This window comes from Microbispora rosea, assembly GCF_900156315.1.
Taxonomy (GTDB): Bacteria; Actinomycetota; Actinomycetes; order Streptosporangiales; family Streptosporangiaceae; genus Microbispora; species Microbispora rosea.
This window is the reverse complement of sequence record NZ_FTNI01000030.1, coordinates 58,934-74,803: the sequence shown is the minus strand read 5'-3', so window position 1 is coordinate 74,803 and position 15,870 is coordinate 58,934. Positions and strand designations below refer to the sequence as shown.

At 71.4% G+C, this 15,870-nt stretch carries 16 protein-coding genes; 8 read left to right on the top strand and 8 right to left on the bottom strand.

All coding sequences use genetic code 11. The features are described 5' to 3' along the window. Complete coding sequence (locus tag BXA11_RS32825; RefSeq protein WP_030510234.1) at positions 1-603, top strand: dihydrofolate reductase family protein; 603 nt, start codon at positions 1-3, stop codon at positions 601-603. Between the two features lie 95 nt (positions 604-698). On the opposite strand, the gene BXA11_RS32820 is transcribed toward BXA11_RS32825, so the two are convergent. Continuing rightward, positions 699-1,805, bottom strand: coding sequence for a sensor histidine kinase (locus BXA11_RS32820; RefSeq protein WP_076440816.1), 1,107 nt, complete (start codon positions 1,803-1,805; stop codon positions 699-701). Continuing rightward, positions 1,802-2,467 carry a response regulator transcription factor gene (locus BXA11_RS32815; RefSeq protein ID WP_076440814.1) on the bottom strand — a complete coding sequence of 222 codons (666 nt, stop codon included), beginning with the start codon at positions 2,465-2,467 and terminating at the stop codon, positions 1,802-1,804. Before BXA11_RS32815 ends, BXA11_RS32820 begins: the two co-directional genes overlap by 4 nt. A 217-nt stretch (positions 2,468-2,684) precedes the next feature. On the opposite strand from BXA11_RS32815, the gene BXA11_RS32810 reads away from it, so the two are divergent. The 3 genes from BXA11_RS32810 to BXA11_RS32800 all read left to right on the top strand — a co-directional run bounded on the left by BXA11_RS32810 (position 2,685) and on the right by BXA11_RS32800 (position 5,245). Then, positions 2,685-3,776, top strand: a complete 1,092-nt coding sequence (locus tag BXA11_RS32810; protein WP_143734663.1) for a ChaN family lipoprotein — start codon at positions 2,685-2,687, stop codon at positions 3,774-3,776. A gap of 199 nt (positions 3,777-3,975) precedes the next feature. Further along, positions 3,976-4,395, top strand: coding sequence for a hypothetical protein (locus tag BXA11_RS32805; RefSeq protein WP_143734662.1), 420 nt, complete (start codon positions 3,976-3,978; stop codon positions 4,393-4,395). Positions 4,396-4,408: 13 nt separating this feature from the next. Further along, positions 4,409-5,245: an SDR family oxidoreductase gene (locus BXA11_RS32800; protein WP_076440808.1), complete on the top strand. Its 837-nt coding sequence runs from the start codon at positions 4,409-4,411 to the stop codon at positions 5,243-5,245. A 30-nt stretch (positions 5,246-5,275) separates the two neighbouring features. On the opposite strand, the gene BXA11_RS32795 is transcribed toward BXA11_RS32800, so the two are convergent. Then, entirely contained in the window at positions 5,276-6,271 is a 996-nt protein-coding gene (locus tag BXA11_RS32795; protein ID WP_204053809.1) for a hypothetical protein, read from the bottom strand. Between the two features lie 174 nt (positions 6,272-6,445). Here BXA11_RS32795 and BXA11_RS32790 point away from each other — a divergent pair, with 174 nt between their 5' ends. Beyond that, entirely contained in the window at positions 6,446-7,126 is a 681-nt protein-coding gene (locus BXA11_RS32790) for a maltokinase N-terminal cap-like domain-containing protein (protein WP_076440807.1), read from the top strand. A 95-nt stretch (positions 7,127-7,221) separates the two neighbouring features. Here BXA11_RS32790 and BXA11_RS32785 read toward each other — a convergent pair whose 3' ends face one another. The 4 genes from BXA11_RS32785 to BXA11_RS32770 form a co-directional block, all read right to left on the bottom strand. Continuing rightward, entirely contained in the window at positions 7,222-8,850 is a 1,629-nt protein-coding gene (locus BXA11_RS32785) for an FAD-dependent monooxygenase (RefSeq protein ID WP_275409726.1), read from the bottom strand. 15 nt (positions 8,851-8,865) lie between these two features. Beyond that, positions 8,866-10,905: a beta-galactosidase gene (locus BXA11_RS32780; RefSeq protein WP_076440803.1), complete on the bottom strand. Its 2,040-nt coding sequence runs from the start codon at positions 10,903-10,905 to the stop codon at positions 8,866-8,868. A 437-nt stretch (positions 10,906-11,342) separates the two neighbouring features. Further along, positions 11,343-11,543 carry a ferredoxin gene (locus BXA11_RS32775; protein ID WP_030510224.1) on the bottom strand — a complete coding sequence of 67 codons (201 nt, stop codon included), beginning with the start codon at positions 11,541-11,543 and terminating at the stop codon, positions 11,343-11,345. A gap of 40 nt (positions 11,544-11,583) precedes the next feature. Beyond that, positions 11,584-12,795 carry a cytochrome P450 gene (locus BXA11_RS32770; protein WP_076440801.1) on the bottom strand — a complete coding sequence of 404 codons (1,212 nt, stop codon included), beginning with the start codon at positions 12,793-12,795 and terminating at the stop codon, positions 11,584-11,586. Between the two features lie 268 nt (positions 12,796-13,063). On the opposite strand from BXA11_RS32770, the gene BXA11_RS32765 reads away from it, so the two are divergent. The 3 genes from BXA11_RS32765 (at position 13,064) to BXA11_RS32755 (ending at position 15,093) form a co-directional block, all read left to right on the top strand. Continuing rightward, positions 13,064-13,693: a DedA family protein gene (locus tag BXA11_RS32765; RefSeq protein WP_076440799.1), complete on the top strand. Its 630-nt coding sequence runs from the start codon at positions 13,064-13,066 to the stop codon at positions 13,691-13,693. An 81-nt stretch (positions 13,694-13,774) separates the two neighbouring features. Continuing rightward, on the top strand, positions 13,775-14,296 hold the full coding sequence (locus BXA11_RS32760; protein WP_076440797.1) for a pyridoxamine 5'-phosphate oxidase family protein: 522 nt from the start codon (positions 13,775-13,777) through the stop codon (positions 14,294-14,296). Positions 14,297-14,673: 377 nt separating this feature from the next. Next, positions 14,674-15,093 carry a hypothetical protein gene (locus BXA11_RS32755; protein ID WP_076440795.1) on the top strand — a complete coding sequence of 140 codons (420 nt, stop codon included), beginning with the start codon at positions 14,674-14,676 and terminating at the stop codon, positions 15,091-15,093. 10 nt (positions 15,094-15,103) lie between these two features. Here the strand turns inward: BXA11_RS32755 and BXA11_RS32750 are convergent, their stop codons facing one another. Beyond that, a complete protein-coding gene (locus tag BXA11_RS32750) occupies positions 15,104-15,850 on the bottom strand; it encodes an SDR family NAD(P)-dependent oxidoreductase (protein WP_076440793.1) in 747 nt (248 codons plus the stop codon). Between the last annotated feature and the right edge of the window lie 20 nt (positions 15,851-15,870).

Here is a 15,870-nt window from a genome sequence, read left to right as displayed (position 1 = left end):
ATGACAACGAACCGCACCGTTATCGGCAACATCACCCTCTCCCTCGACGGCCGGATCCACGGCCCCGGCGGCGAGTACGACATGGGCTGGATCGTCCCCCACGCCGTCAGCGACGGCGCCCGCGACCACATGGTGAAGGTCACCTCCGGGGCCACCACCGCGCTGCTGGGCCGCAAGAACTACCAGGGCTTCGGTGGCTTCTGGCCCGCGGTGGCCGAGGACGAGTCGGCCGACCCCCGTGACCGGGCCTTCGCCCAGTGGCTGAACACCGTGGAGAAGGTCGTCTTCTCCACCACGCTCACCGAGACCGCGTGGCAGAACTCCCGCATCGTCGCCGCCGGTCCCGCCGAGGTCGTGAAGGAGCTGCGGCAGCAGGACGGCGGCGACATCATCGTGCTGGCCAGCACCAGCGTCATCCAGGCCCTGCTGCGGGCCGGAGAGCTCGACCGGCTGAGCATCACGCTCGCGCCCGAGCTGGTCGGCGACGGGCCCCGGCTGTTCGCCGACGGCCTTCCCGCCACCGGCTGGCGGCCCGTCTCCGTCGCGCAGGCCGCGAGCGGGGCGCTGTGCCTGCTGTACGACAAGGTCCGCGACGGCGACTGAGCCTGCCGGTCAGCAGGTGGCCCCCGGGAACCGCGGGCCGGGCGGCAGCGCGTCGTCCCCGGCGGTGAGGGGCAGGAGGCGCCGGCCGGGTGGACTCAGCCGAACAGTATTGTCACGTCCAAGCCGCCCCCGGGGCGGGGATGGGCCGTCAGCTGCGCGCCGTGTGCTTCGGCGACGGCCTGCACGATGACCAGGCCCAGTCCGTGGCCGTCGGCGGTGTGGGTTCGTTGGGTACCGAGTCGCTGGAACGGTTGGAAAAGCCGGCGTAGGTCCTGCGATCGGATCGCCGGGCCGGTGTTGCCGACCGATAGGCGGGCGCAGCCATTCGTGAGTTCGGTGGCGATGGTGACGTGTCCGTCGGGAACGTTGTGGTGGAGTGCGTTGTCGACCAGGTTGCCGATCATGCTCGCGAGCAGGTCGGGGTCACCGCTGATCGGTGCTGGATCCAGCGACGCCTGGACCGTGATGGTTCGCCGGACGGCCTCCGCACGGCGCGACAGCAGCAGCCCCTTGGTGACGTCAGCCAAGTCGACCACTTCCCAGTGCTCGATGCCCTTCTGTCCTTCCGCCAGCGTGAGCAGGGCGTCGATCAACCGTTCCTGCCGTTCGCCGAGACCGAGTGCTTCCTCGCACGCGGCTCGCAGGCTGGCCTCGCTCGCGTCGGGGTCGGCGAGCGCGACCTGGAGTACGGTGCGCTGACCGGCCAGCGGGGTGCGCAGCTCATGCGAGGCGTTGGCCACGAAGTGGCGCTGCGCCGCGAACGAGGAGTCCAACCGCTCGAACAGGTCGTCGAGGGTGCGCCCCAGCTTGGTCAGCTCGTCGTCCGGGCCGCGCAGGCCGAGCCGCCGGTTGAGGTTGGTGGCTGAAATCTCCTGGGCGGTCACGGTCATGGCGCGCAGCGGGCGGAGGAAGCGCCCGGCCAGCCACCACGCGATCGGCACGGTGAGGACCACGACGGTGATCGCGGTGATCGCGAGCGCGGCATCGACCTGCTGGGTGGCCGTGTCGGGCGGAGGGACGGCGTCCCCGGCCCGGACGCGGATCCGGTCTCTCCCGAAGAGGAAGCCGGCGAGCAGCAGCATCGGGACGACGACGGCCAGAACCAGGCCGGCGTACAGCGTCGTGAGCTGCGCGCGTAGGGACGGCCGGCGCAGGTGGTGCCGGGCGGGGCCGGTCACCGTTGGGTCCAATGCGGGATTCATCGCGGGACTCCGATCCGGTAGCCGCCCTCACGGACGGTTTCGATCACCGGCGGTTCGCCGAGTTTGGCCCGCAACCGGCGCACCGTCGTCTTTACGGCCGTGGTGAACGGGTTGGCGGCCTCGTCCCAGACCCGTTCCAGCAACTGCTCCGTGGACACAACCCGGTCACCGGCAGCGAGCAGGCATTCCAACAGGGCGAACTCCTTCGGGGTGAGCTCCAAGCGCCGTCCGCCACGAAAGGCCACCCGCCGGCTCGGGTCCAGGGTCAGATCTTCTGCCTGGAGGACCGGAGGCACGGCGGGCGCCGAGCGGCGTCCCAGCGCGCGCACGCGGGCCACGAGCTCGGTGAAGTCGAACGGCTTGGGCAGGTAGTCGTCGGCGCCCAAACCCAGGCCCTCGACCCTGTCTCGCACGGTGCCTGCGGCGGTGAGCATCAGCACCCGCGACCCGGCGCCACCGGCGGCGATGTCACGGCACACGTCGTCGCCGGGTGTGCCGGGCAGGTCGCGGTCCAGCACCACCACGTCGTATCGGGTGCCGGCCAGGTGGGCCAGAGCGTCGTCGCCGTCGAGAACGACGTCCACCGCCATGCCCTCGCGGCGCAATCCGGTCCCGATCGCCCTCGCCAGAACCTCGAAGTCTTCGACGACCAGAACTCGCACGACCGTCCTCCTTCTCGTTGGTGGTGCCGCGTTCGGCAGGCCGCGACCGCACTGCTCACGATGTCAGGGATCCGGTGTCGGGCGGGTGTCAGCCGCTGACACCCGGCCGACACCGGCCGTGCCGTACAACCATCCCGGAAAGGCGTCCACGAGAGACACGACCCGTGAGCACGGTGCCCGTCACACGAGCGAAATCGCCATTCGGAAAGGACCAGACGTGAGAGATCCACGGTTGACGCGGCGTAGGTTCCTCGCCCTCACCGGTGCCAGTACGGCAGCCGGCGGACTGTCGACGACCAGTTCGGCGGGCAGGGCCGGCGGACTGCTGACGACCAGTTCGGCGGGCAGGGCCGACGCGGCCACACGGGACCTCAACCAGGCGGTGCTCGCGGCCTTCGAGCGCCACCGGCTCGTTGCGATCGGTGAGTCACACGGTCAGCAGGAACACGGTGACGCGCAGCAGATGCTGCTCGCAGATCCGCGGTTGCCGCAGGTGGTCGACGACATCGTCGTCGAGTTCGGCAACGCGTTGTATCAGCCGATCGTCGACCGGTTCGTTGCCGGGGCGGCTGTCGACGACCAAGTGTTGCGGCAGGTCTGGCGGAACACCACGCAGTCGCCCGGGGCCACCGGCGACCAGCCGATCCGTGAACAGTTCTTCCGGACGGTCCGCGCCGTCAACTGGACGCTGCCTGCGGAGCGAAGGATCCGGGTGCTGCTCGGGGATCCGCCGATCGACTGGTCCCGTATCACCACCCAAGACCAAGTGGATGCCTTTCTCGCCCAACGTGACGCCCACATGGCGTCAGTGGTGAAACGGGAAGTGCTCGCCAAGAAACGCCGGGCACTGATCTGCTACGGCAGCGGGCACGTGATGCACTCGCCGGAGCCAGGGCAGAACGCCGACCACGGAGTCCCGCTGATCGAGGAACAGACCGGCCGGCACGTCTACGTGATCGTGGCCGGTAGCCATCCCCGCCTGGTGACCTGTCCACGGCGCGCCGTGATCCCGTGCTCAGGCACCTGGCTGGAATCCACCGACGCGGGACAGTTCATGGACGCCCCGCGGCTGTGCGGCGTCCCCTTGGGAAAGCTGGCCGACGCTGTGCTGTACCTGGGCCAACTGACGGACCTGACGCAGTCGCTGTGGAACCCCGCGATCTTCCTCGACCCGGTGTACTGGGCGGAACTTCAGAGGCGCGACGCGATCAACGGGAACCTCATCGACCTGGAACAGTACCGGCAGCAGCAGCCGATCGCTTTGCCCGCGCCACCTCCCGGGAGCTGCGCCGCCAACCGCGGTCACTGACATCGAGAAGCACGGATTCACCCCAGGGGCGGCTCGGGTTGGATCTGCCTGTCGACCGGGTTCTCCGGTTGCGTAGGGTTCGTGGTAATTTCTTGATCGTAAGGTGCAGCGCTCGCTCACGAGCGCGTCGGGACATCCGGCCGGCACGGCAGCCTCAGTAAAGGCTGTCCGGAACTCTCAGTGGAGAGTCTGCCTCGCCATGTCCTCAACCCAGTCTCCACGCGTGTGGGCGATCTTCCTGCTCGTGGTCGCCGTCGGCGTACTCGATCTGCTGAGCACCACGGTGGCCAACGTGGCCGCCCCCACCATCATGCGGGACCTCGGCGCCTCCTGGTCGCCGGCTCCCTGGCTCGGCGCGAGCTACACGCATGGCATCATCGCCACCTCGATGCCGGTCCGCAGCCGCATCGCCTCCCACGGGCGCGTCGTCGTCTCGATCGGCGTGCTGCTGTTCGCCGTGGGAATCGTCGGTATGAGCGGAATTCTGCCCGGCCTGCTCCTCGTCCTGGCCCTCACCGCGGCGTGTCCTGACGGGCATCCCGCTGCGTCCGCGCCGGGGAGCACTCGCTCACTGAGCCTTCCGCGCTTCCGGAAGGCATCCGCACATTCGTACCCGTAACCGGAGTATTTCCATGATTCTCGTCACCGGAGGCCGCGGCGCGGTCGCCAACGCCCTGCTGACCCTGCTGCTTCAGGCCGGTCGCCCCGTACGCGTGGCGTCCAGCGACCCCGGACGGCTGCGAGTGCCGGACGGCGTCACGGCCGTCACCTGCAACCTGCGGGATCCCGGCACCTTCCCGGCCGCTCTCGCCGGAGTCAGCGAGGTCTTCCTGTACGCCGAGGCTTCGCACGTCGCCGAGTTCGCCGACGCCGCCGTCACCGCGGGGGTCGAGCACGTCGTCCTGCTGTCGTCCGCCGCCGTGCTGGCTCCCGGCGCGGCCGGCGATCCGCTGGCCAAGGCCCATCTCGACGTCGAGACCGCGCTGCTCGCCGCACCGCTCACCACCACGATCCTGCGCCCCGGTTCCTTCGCCGGCAACGCGGGCGCCTGGGCCTGGCCCATCAAGGCCGGACGCCCGGTGAGCCTGCCCTACCCGGGCTCCCACACCGACCCCATCCACGAACGCGACCTCGCCGAAGTGGCCTTCACCGTGCTCACCGTCCCGTCCCACCAGGGCCGGCGCCTCCACCTGACCGGCCCGCAGAGCCTCACGTTCAGCGAACAGATCGGCCTGCTCGCCGAGATCACCGGCCGGGCGATCGCCGTCGGCCACGTCACCCCGGAGGAATGGAAACAGGAGACGGCCGGCTACATCCCCGGTCCTTACGCGGACGCCCTCCTCGACTACTGGCGGGCCAATGACGGCCGCCCCGTGCCCCTGACCGGCACCGTCGAACAGGTCACCGGCCACGCTCCCCGCACCTTCGCCACCTGGGTCCGCGACCACGTCGCGGACTTCACGGGGTAGCACTTCCACGGCGGGCCGCCGGGGCGTGGGTCACCCGACCCCGCCCCGGCGCGTCCGCGCGGCCTTGAGCAGCGCGGCCAGCATCACGATTCCTGCCGTGATGCCCAGCCCGTGCTGGACGACGGAAACGGCCGGATATTCGGCGGCCGCGTAGCCACCCGGCCGGAGGAGGGCCCACAGGAGCTTCCACGCCGCCCACGCGAACAGCGAACCCGACGATGTGAAGGCCAACGCCGTAGGGATCCACAGGGGCATCCTCGGCCGCCCCGTGGCGATCACGCGGATCGCGGCGGCGCCGATGACGGCCCAGAGCGCGGAGTTGCCGGTGAGCAGCCGTCCGTTGACGTCCATCAGGTCGCGGTGCGCGGGGGTGATGCCGAGCGTTCCGCCCGCCGTCCAGTACGTCCATAGGAGGGCCAGTGCCGCGACCAGGATGTGCAGAGCTCGCAGACCGGATCGGCCGAGGGGCAGGGGAGGGCGGTCACCGACGCGTCCGAGGAACGCGGCCGGCCACCGTTCCCGCATGTAGATGGGGAGCGCTATGGCCAGTCCCAGAGCCATGCCCGCGAATCCGATACCGATGAACACCATCTCCCACGATGGGGCGGCATCGCCGCCGCCGGAGTCGCCGCCTCCCGCGCCGCCTCCGAGGACGGCGCTGAACAGCATGTAGGGGATCATCGGTACGAGGAATCCTGCCCCCATCCAGGCGAAGAAGACCAGCGGCGGCGCCGGGACGCGGCGGCCCCGTCGTTGCGCGAGGACCAGCCCCAAAGCGATGCCGACGACCGACATGGCGACGGTGACCCCGTTCAACAGGACCCAGTCGCCGTCGGTGAAGGTGGACGGCGCGTGGCCGAGCAGCGCCGCCACCACCCAGACGACCTTCACCGCGAGATAGAGCGACAGCGACAGTGCGGCGCCGTAGCCGGCCACCACGCGCGCCGCGGTCCATCCGGCACCGACCTGGTCCGTCTCGACCGGTGTCGCGGTGTCCCCCACCGTTCGTGTCTCATCCGTGTTCACGGTCGAGATGCTTCCGGCGGGCGCCGGCGTCCGCCTCCCCCGGGGGAACCATCCGCCTCCCCCGCGCGGGGGAGGGGGCGAAGAGCCGCCGCGGGCTGTGTGAGACGATGATCCGCCCCGCGCGGTCGCGCCGGGGAGAACGGTGACGGGACGCCGACGAAGGGGCTTCACGGTATGGCTGTCATCCATCGCACCACGCTGACGCCCAGCAAACTGGAGCTGCTCACCGCGTGGCTTCCCACCCAGCCCTGGTACGAAGGCGAGGGGCGGCCGGAGCTGACGAGGGCCGGGGGCTTCCGCCTCGACGACCCGCGGGGCGAGGTCGGGATCGACTTCATGGTGGTCACCGACGTGTCCGGCGACCGGCCGGTCTCCTATCACGTGCCGCTCACCTACCGTGGGGCGCCGCTGGAGGAAGCCGATCACGCCCTCATCGGGACGCCGGAGCACGGCGTCCTGGGACAGCGGTGGGTCTATGACGGCACCCACGATCCGGTTCTCGTCGCACAACTCCACGCCCTGATCCAGGGCGACGCCGAGCCGCAGGCCCAGAGCGTGAGCGACACTCCCGACCCCACGGTCGTCGCGAGCTTCACGGGAGCCGCGGTGCCGGGCCCGATCCGGCTGACCGCAGTGGCCGAGGCGCCGCACGCCACCGACGTCGTCGTGGACGCCCTGGACGGTTCAGCGGACGGCGCCGGGAGCGGACGGCTGACCCTGCGCGTCACCCGCGTCCTGCGGCCCGGCGAGACGGACGTCGCGGGGACCCGGGGGCATGTCACGGCCGGTTGGCGGCTGCCCGACGAAACCGAGGTCCGCGGCGTGTACGTCGTCGTCACGGACGCGCCCCGCTGACCAGGTCTCCGACGAGCCGTCCGCCCGTCGGGTGACGCCCCCGCCCGCGGCGGTGTCGTCGCCGTCGTGACCACCGACCGCCGAAGGTGAGGCCGTCAGGAGCCCGGCGTTCTGACGCGTGTCGTGGCGGCCAGCGCCGTGGCCGCCGCGGACCGCAGGGCCGTCTCGTCGCTCTCCTCCGAGGCCCAGGCGACGTGCCCGTCCGGACGGATCAGCGCGGCACGCACCCGCCGCCACTCGGCCCTGGACTCGACCGGCGCGCCCGCGCACACGACGAGACCCGGCGGCAGGGGAGGCGCGGGGGACGCGGCCATCCGGCCGGGGAGGGCGCGGCCCGCTCCTGTGAAGTCGAGCAGCACGTAGCGCCCGGGGGTGAGCAGCGCGAACAGCCCCGGCCCGCCGGACAGCGGCAGGTCCGGGGCCCGTGTCCCCACGAGCGGATGATCACCCGCGTCGCTTCCGTACGCCACGCCGATGCCGGAGACCTGCTCGGCCAGGAAGCGGGAGAATTCCGGCACACGCGCGATGGCGTCGTCCAGGACCGACCGCAGGGCCAGATTCTCGGGCGTGAACGTCGTCATGAGCGCGGTCTGCCCGCGGGTCAGGCGCAGCGTGGCCGCGCCGACCGGGTGCCGTTCCGCGTGGTAGCTGTCGAGCAGCCCGTCGGGAGCCCATCCCCGCACGGTGGCGGCGAGCTTCCAGCCGAGGTTCCACGCGTCCTGCACGCCGGCGTTCAAGCCCATGCCCCCGGCGGGGAACAGGCGGTGGGCGGCGTCTCCGGCCAGGAGAACCTGCCCGTCGCGGTATCGGTCGGCGAGGCACGAGGCGGATCCGGTGCCGGACACCCAGACGGGGTCGTGCAGGCCGAAGTCGGTGCCGGCGACGGCCACGAGCCAGGCGCGCAGTTCCTTCTCCGCCGGCCGGTCCTCGTCGCCGAGAACGCCGGTGCCGTCGACGCCGGCCACTCGATGGAGGCCGGGCCCGATGGGCACGACCAGCACCTGCCCGGCCGCGTTGGTCTTCTGGAAGTACGGCACCGCCGGAGGGTCGTCGAGCGTCACGTCGGCGACCCAGGCGTACGCCGTGGAGGCGGTTCCCGGAAAGCCGATCCCGGCGGCCGGGCGGACCGCGCTGCCCGCTCCGTCGCAGCCGACCAGGAACGCCGTCTCCATGGTGGAGGGCCCGGCGGGGCCCTCGGCCCGCACCACGATCCGATCCTTCTCCTGGGTCAACGCGGTGAAGGCGTGCCCGCGCCGGATGTCCACCCCCAGGTCGCGGGCGTGGTCCTCCATCAGTTCCTCGACCTTCGGCTGCGCGAGCAGGAGGACGTACGGGAAGGGGGTGTCGAGCGTCCCGTAGTCCATCCGGTGGTCGAGGAGACCGAAATGCGAGTCCGGCACCCGCGTGCCCTGCGCGACGAACGCCTCGCCGACGCCGCGCGACGCCCACAGCTCCATCGTGCGGGGGTGAATGGTGAATCCCTTGGAGTGCGGGTCACGTTCCGCCCGCCTCTCCAGGACCGTGACCTCGACCCCCGCGAGACGTAACTCCGCCGCGAGCCACAGCCCGGTGGGGCCGCCTCCGACGATGACGACCTCTCCCATGCGCCTCTCCCGAGAACGATCCGCTGACCGTGATCTTCGGTGCGAGGACGGTGGACCGCGCGTGCAGCGCCCGACCCTCGTCGCCCCGTCATCCTCTCCCGGTGGACGGGGGGGCGCCAGCCGGTGAGGACCCCGTTATGCGCGGGGCCGCCGCAGGACGCGGACCTGCCGTGCGGCCAGGGTCGTGTCCGCGGCCAGGGCGGGGCCGTGGAGGGGATCGCCGGGGATCGCGGACAGGTCGACGCGCCGGTCGGTGCGGTTGATCAGGAACCAGTAGTCGTCCGTTCCGTCGGTGCGGACGGCGACGTCCACGAGCCCGCGGGCTTCGGGCGGCAGCTCCGAGGAGACCTCCGCGACGTCCAGCAGGTGAGGAAGGACGGCCCCCAGGCCCTCCGGGCCGAGGCGGGTGGAGACGTACGATGCCGAGCCCGCTCCCGTACGGCGCGTCGTGACGGCGGGGCGGCCCGCGTGGTCGCCGGTCTTGTACGTCGCCACGACCTCGGTCGCCGGGTCGGTGACGTCGATCCGGTCGGTCCACAGCGTGCCGGTCACGCCGAGGTCGAGGTCGACGGCCTCGCCGTCCGGCAGGGGGCCGAACTCCTCGATGCGGATGCCGAGCAGGTCCCGCAGGGCCCCGGGGTAGCCGCCGAGCCACACGTGGTCGTCCTCGTCGACGATGCCCGAGAAGTAGGTGGTGACGAGGTGCCCGCCGGAGGCGACGTAGCCCTCCAGCCGCCGGGCCAGAGCGGCCGGCACGACGTGCAGGATCGGGGCCACGAGCAGCCGGTAGCCGCTGAGGTCGTCGTCCACGTCGACCACGTCCGCCCGGACGCCCGCGTCGAGGAACGTGGTGTACCAGTCGAGGGCCTCCTGGCGGTAGCGCAGCAGCGAGGTGGGGTGGGAGTCCAGCTCGCCGGCCCACCACGAGTCCCAGTCGAACGCGATCGCCACGGGGGCGCGCAGCCGCCGGGTGCCCGCGACCGGCGCGAGGGCGGCCAGCGTGGCGCCCAGGCCGGCGACCGACCGGAACACGTCGCTGTCGACGCCGGCGTGGGGGACCATCGCCGAGTGGTACTTCTCGGCCCCGCCCGCCGACTGCCGCCACTGGAAGAAGCAGACCGCGTCGGCGCCGTACCCGACGTGGGTGAGCGAGTCGCGGGCCATGCCGCCGGGCCTCTTCGCCAGATTGACCGGCTGCCAGTTGACCGCGCTGGTGGAGTGCTCCATCAGATACCAGGGCCGGCCGCCGGCGAGCGAGCCGGTGAGGTTGGCCGAGAAGGACAGCTCGTCCTGCGCCTGCGGGCCGGTCAGCAGGTAGTGGTCGTTGGAGACGAAGTCGACCTCGCCCGCCCAGTCGGCGTAGTCCATGCCCTTGGTCTCACCCATGACCATGAAGTTCGTGGTCACGGGGACGTCCGGCGTCAGCGCGCGCAGGACGTCCCGTTCCGCGCGCAGGTGGTCCTTCAGCGCGTCGGAGGAGAACCGCTTGAAGTCCAGTTGCTGGGTGGGATTGGGGTAGGAGGCCGCCGTGCGCGGCGGCAGGATCTGCGACCAGTCGCTGTAGCGCTGGGACCAGAACGAGGTCGCCCAGGCGCGGTTCAGCTCGTCGAGCGTGCCGTACCGTGCCCGCAGCCACGCGCGGAAGGCGGCCGCGGCGTCGTCGGAGAAGTCGTAGACGTTGTGACAGCCGAGTTCGTTGGAGATGTGCCAGGCGGCGAGGGCGGGGTGGCCGCCGTAGCGCTCGGCGAGGGCCCGGGCCAGCCGCAGCGCGTGCTCCCGGAAGACCGGCGAGGTCGGCCGCCAGTGCTGCCGCGCCCCCGGCCACACCGTGTGGCCGTTCCGGTCCACGGGGAGGATCTCCGGGTGCTTCGCGCTCAGCCACGGCGGCGGCGAGGCCGTCGCCGTGGCCAGGTCGACCGCGATGCCGTGGGCGTGCAGCAGGTCCATCGCCTCGTCGAGCCAGTCGAAGTCCCAGACGTCCTCGCTCGGCTGGATCCGCGCCCACGAGAAGATCGCCAAGGAGACGATGTTGACCCCGCCCGCCCGCATCGCGCGCATGTCCTCGTCCCAGACCTCACGGGGCCACTGCTCGGGGTTGTAGTCCGCCCCGAACCCCAGGCGGGCCCGTCCGGGGCCGGACGGCCAGCGCACCCAACGGTGCCGGTCAGCGTTCACAGCGACTCCTTCGAACGACGGTCACGTGGTCTTCCATCGCCGGGACCGGGGAGCGGCGGCGGTGCGGGCCTGGCCGACGTGGAGGGCCCGTTCGTCGGCCGGGGAGATCGGCTGCCCGGGGTCATTGCGTTCTCCCGGTGGTCAGCGACGGCATGGCGGGGATGACGGCGGCGAGCCATCCGGCGGGTTCTGCCGTGAACCATGGCACGCCCGGCGCGGCAGCACACTTCTGGTGACGTTCTCGTACGCCTTCATGCGGTAGCTGAGCGCGGTCCTGTCGCTCATGCCGGTCTCTCCTCAACCTCCCGCCGCTTGGCCGTTCCGCGGGGTGGGGCGGGTGCTGCAGGACCTCACGCCACGAGGGAGGGACCGCCACTGCTTATCGCGAGACCGGCCCTGGCAGCCCCTCCCCGTCCACGCGCGACGTCCGCGGGGACTCAGGCGTCCTCGTCCAACTGGATGGCGGCGGCGGGGCAGACGGCGGCGGCCTCGCGGACCGCGGTGTGCCGGTCCCCGGCGGGCTCGGGCTCCAGCAGGACGACGATGCCGTCCTCGTCACGCTGGTCGAACACCTCCGGCGCGATCAGCACGCACTGCCCGGCGCCGCAGCACTTCGCCTCGTCGACGATGACCTTCATGTCCATGTCCTCCTTGCCGATCGGGCTTCGTGGCCGGAGATCACCAGCGGACCGGGACCTCGCGCAGCCCGCCGACGGCCAGCCCCTCCACGCGTTCCAGCTCCTCCACCGGCACGGCCAGTTCCAGCGTCGGCAGCCTGCGCAGCAGCGCCTCCAGGACGACCTGCAGCTCGGTGCGGGCCAGCGCCTGCCCCAGGCAGGAGTGCGCGCCGGAGCCGAAGGCCAGGTGGGGGTTCGGGCTGCGGGTCAGGTCCATCTCGCCGGCGTTCTCGAACGCGGTCTCGTCGCGGTTGGCGGCGGCCATGCTGCACACCACGGTCGTGCCGCGGGGCAGGACCGTGCCGCTGACCTCGGTCTCCGCGTTGAGGTAGCGGGGCAGGCCGAAGCCGGAGTTGGCGTCGAGACGCAGCGACTCCTCCACCGCGGTGCGGATCAGCGCCGGGTCGGCCAGCAGCCGCTCCCACCGGGTGCGGTCGGCGAGCAGCATGGAGACCATCTTGCCGATCATGTTGGCGGTGGTCTCGTGCCCGGCGACCAGCAGCGCCATGCCGGTGACCAGGATCTGTATGTCGGACAGCCCGCCGTCTTCCGGACCGCCGGCCGTGATCATCTCACTCATCAGGTCGTCACCGGGCTCGGCGCGCTTGGTCGCGACGAGGTCGGACATGTACTGGAAGAACTCACCCTGGGCGACCTCGATCTCGGCCTTGCCGTACCGGGTCAGGCTGAGCAGCGTGTCGGACCAGTAGGAGAACCGGTCCCGGTCGGCGGCAGGCACGCCGAGCATGTCGCAGATCACGTACACCGGCAGCGGGAAGCCGAGGCTCGCCCTGAGGTCGCTCGGCGCGCCGCGCTTGACCATGTCGTCGATGAGATCGTCGGCGATCCGGATCATGGCGGGCCGCAGGGCGTTCATGCGCTTGGCGGTGAACCACCTGCCGACCAGGCGCCGCCAGTGCTGGTGCTCCTCGCCGCTGTCGGGGATGATCGTCGCCATCTCGCTGCTGAACACCCCGCTGCCGTCCGCCGACAGCCGGGCCGCGTCGGGTGCGGTGAGCTGCCGGGTGAAGCGCGGGTCGGCCAGCACCTGCTTGACGTCCTCGTAGCGGGTCAGCAGCGTCGCCCGGTCGCCGCTGGGCAGCGTGACGTGGGTCACCGGGCATCGGGTGCGCAGCTCGGCCCACTCCGCGGGCGGGTCCAGCGCCGCGTCGTTGGGAATCGGGTAGCTCAGGGCCTGCTCGTTGACACTCATCCGGAATCTCCTCTTATCGATGGTCGGCCGCCGGAAGGACGGCTGGCCGCAATGACGGCGCCCATCACGTATGCCCGGGCAAGCATGAAGACCGGTCGTGCCGATGCCCGTCTGCAGGCAAACTCCCGAGGGTCTGGGGGCGGGCGTTTCGGGCGGGCGTTTCGTGCGGGCGGGGCGGCGAGAACCCCGGGCGAACCAGGCTCGGCCGTGCGCCGCGCGTAAGCGCGCGCCCCGGGGACACGACAACGGGGAGGCGCATGGAGGACGGGTGGACTCGATCATCAACTGGCTCTGGAGCCTGCCGGGCACGGTGCTCTACGCGGTCGTGGCGGCGCTGGTCTTCGCCGAGGACGCGCTGTTCGTGGGGTTCGTCGTGCCGGGGGAGACGGCCGCAGTGCTGGGCGGCGTGCTCGCCGGCCAGGGCAGGCTGTCGGTGTACTGGCTGGCGCTCGTGGTGACGCTGGCCGCGATAGCCGGCGACAGCGCGGGCTACTTCATCGGCCGCCGCCTCGGCCCCGGCGTCCTCGGCGTACGGGTTCTGCGCCGCCGCCGCGACCGCGTGGACAGGGCGCGGGCGCTGATGCGCCGGTGGGGCCCTCAGGCGGTGTTCTTCGCGCGGTTCGCCGCGTTCCTCCGCGCCATGATGCCGACCCTGGCCGGGGTCTCGCGCATGAGCTATCGGCGGTTCTTCCTGTTCAACGTCCTGGGCGGGGTGCTCTGGGGAGCCGGGTACACCTTCCTGGGCTTCTTCGCCGGAGCGGCGTACAAGCAGGTGCAGTCGGCCGTCGGCGGTGTGGTCGCGGCCGTTCTCGCCACGCTCGTCGTGACCGCTCTGGTCGTGTGGCGCGTCCGGCGGCACCGCAGGGGTTCCTGCCAGCGCGAGAACCCCGGCGGCTGAGCTTGTTCGGCGTGGCTGTTTTGTCGGTCCCGTCTGGCAGGCTGACCGCTCATCCACGGTCGTACGGAGGTTCCGCACCACATGGCCAGCTGGCGTGAAGTCGCCGAATCCGCACCGGAGTTCGCCACCCGGGTCAGGGAGTCGTTCGAGTCGCACAAGCACAAGACCATCGCGACACTGCGCAAGGACGGTTCGCCGCGGGTCAGCGGCATCGAGGCCTACGTCGTCGGCGACGAACTGTGGTTCGGGTCGATGCCCGGCGCGCTGAAGGCCCGGGACCTGCGGCGTGATCCGCGCTTCGCGCTGCACGGCCCTCCGGTTCTCCTCGGCGCCGCCGATTCCGCCGATTCCGCTGGTTCCGCCGATTCTGCCGGTTCATCGGGAGGTGACACGAAGCTGTCCGGATACGCGGCCGAGGTCACCGATCGCGACCGGATCGCGCCGATGCTGGCCGCGCGCGGCTTCGGTCCCGACGCTTTCAGCGAGTCCCACTTCTTCATCGCCGACATCCGCGAGGTCGTGCTGACCCGGATCGAGAGATCCGCCATGGTCATGGACCTCTGGCGCCCCGGGCAGGGAGTCCGCCGCCTCGAACGCGTCTAGAGGGGAGACGGCAGGCGCTCACCCTCGATCGAGCGACGCGGGTCAGTCCCTGTTCGACTGTCGCCAGTCCCGCACGGTGTCTCGGATCTTGTCGAACACGGCCACCGGCGGGCCGGCCAGCATGTTGGCGGTCGCGGACTCGCCGGCGCCGGGGTGGGGCGCGCTTGCGCTCGCCTCGTGCGGCGGCGACCTCCGCCAACATGGCCTTGATCGGGTTGCGCTGCGCCGGCAGCAGGTCGATGACGTCCTGTTCGGTTGCAGCGGACACGGTCGCCACCTTTCGGCTCGAAGACTCCGAGCCGCCTGCCCGGCGTCGGCTGCCCTACATCCGGACGCTGCCGGTGAGCCGAAGGGCGTCGTGATCCGTCATAGAGGGCATGAGGATTTCGCGCGTCGCGCTGCCGCCGCTGGCGGCCCTGTCCGTGCTGGCCGTGACCGCTCCCGCCGAGGCGGCCACGGCACACAGGAAGCTGCTCGTGGAGTTGCGGGAGGAGGGCGGGTTCGCCGGGCTGCGCAACCGGGTGGCCGTCTACACGGACGGCTGCACCGTGCTGAGCCGCCGCACCGGTCCCACGGTCCGCAGATGTCTGACCGCGGCGGAATGGCGCGGCCTGCGCGGCTCGCTCAAGCACCTGCGGCTCGGGCGCTCGCAGTCCCGGCCGCCGGGGGCCGACTTCATCGCCTACCGGCTGGCCTACAAGGGACACCGGGCCACCCGCTACACCCTGCCTCCGACCTGGCAACCGGTCGTGAGCAGGCTGGAGAAGGTCCTGGTCAAATACTCGGCGCCGAAGTGACCGCCGCGGCTCAGCTGCGCAGGTAGGAGGCGCCGTTCAGGTCGACGATCGTGCCGCTGGCCCACTCGGCCTCCGGCGACGCCAGATACAGGACGGCGGCCGCGATCTCCTCGGGCCTCGCCACTCTCCCGAACGGGCTCTGGGCGCGGATCTCGTCGCCTCGCGGCGCCTTGAGATGCTCGTTGGTCATGTCGGTCTCGACGAAGCCGGGCGCCACCGTCGCCACGGCGATGCCCAGAGGCGCCAGGGCGATGGCGAGCGACTGGCCCAGGGCGTTCAGGCCCGCCTTGCCGGCTCCGTAGGCGGGGCTGTTCGGTTCCCCGCGGAAGGCGCCGCGCGACGAGACGTTGACGATCCTGCCGCCCGGAGTCATGTGCCGTACGGCGTTCCAGATGACGTTGGCCGGTCCCACGAGGTTGACGGCCAGCGTCTCGCGCCACACCGTCTGCCACTCCTCGTAGGAGGTCTCCATGATCGGGTGGTGCAAGAAGATCCCGGCGTTGTTGACCAGGACGTCGATGCCCCCGAGGGCGGCCGCCGTCTCCTCGACCATGCGCCGCGCGTCGGCGGGATCGGCGACGTCCGCCTGGACGATGGCGTGGCCCTGCCCCGGCAGCTCGGCACGGAGCCGTTCGGCCAGGTCGGGGGAGCCGCGGTGATGGATCGCGACGCGGTCGCCGGCGGCGGCGAAGGCCAGCGCGATCGCCCGTCCGATCCCGCGCGAGGCACCGGTGACAAGGACTGCTCGCTCACTCACAGGGGGAGACTATCGTCCCT

Excerpts from the sequence above, each read along its gene's own strand:
- BXA11_RS32825 (WP_030510234.1), top strand. The coding sequence starts at position 1 with ATGACAACGAACCGCACCGTTATCGGCAACATCACCCTCTCCCTCGAC.
- BXA11_RS32820 (WP_076440816.1), bottom strand. The coding sequence starts at position 1,805 with ATGAATCCCGCATTGGACCCAACGGTGACCGGCCCCGCCCGGCACCAC.
- BXA11_RS32805 (WP_143734662.1), top strand. The coding sequence starts at position 3,976 with ATGTCCTCAACCCAGTCTCCACGCGTGTGGGCGATCTTCCTGCTCGTG.
- BXA11_RS32800 (WP_076440808.1), top strand. The coding sequence starts at position 4,409 with ATGATTCTCGTCACCGGAGGCCGCGGCGCGGTCGCCAACGCCCTGCTG.
- BXA11_RS32790 (WP_076440807.1), top strand. The coding sequence starts at position 6,446 with ATGGCTGTCATCCATCGCACCACGCTGACGCCCAGCAAACTGGAGCTG.
- BXA11_RS32775 (WP_030510224.1), bottom strand. The coding sequence starts at position 11,543 with ATGAAGGTCATCGTCGACGAGGCGAAGTGCTGCGGCGCCGGGCAGTGC.
- BXA11_RS32770 (WP_076440801.1), bottom strand. The coding sequence starts at position 12,795 with ATGAGTGTCAACGAGCAGGCCCTGAGCTACCCGATTCCCAACGACGCG.
- BXA11_RS32760 (WP_076440797.1), top strand. The coding sequence starts at position 13,775 with ATGGCCAGCTGGCGTGAAGTCGCCGAATCCGCACCGGAGTTCGCCACC.
- BXA11_RS32755 (WP_076440795.1), top strand. The coding sequence starts at position 14,674 with ATGAGGATTTCGCGCGTCGCGCTGCCGCCGCTGGCGGCCCTGTCCGTG.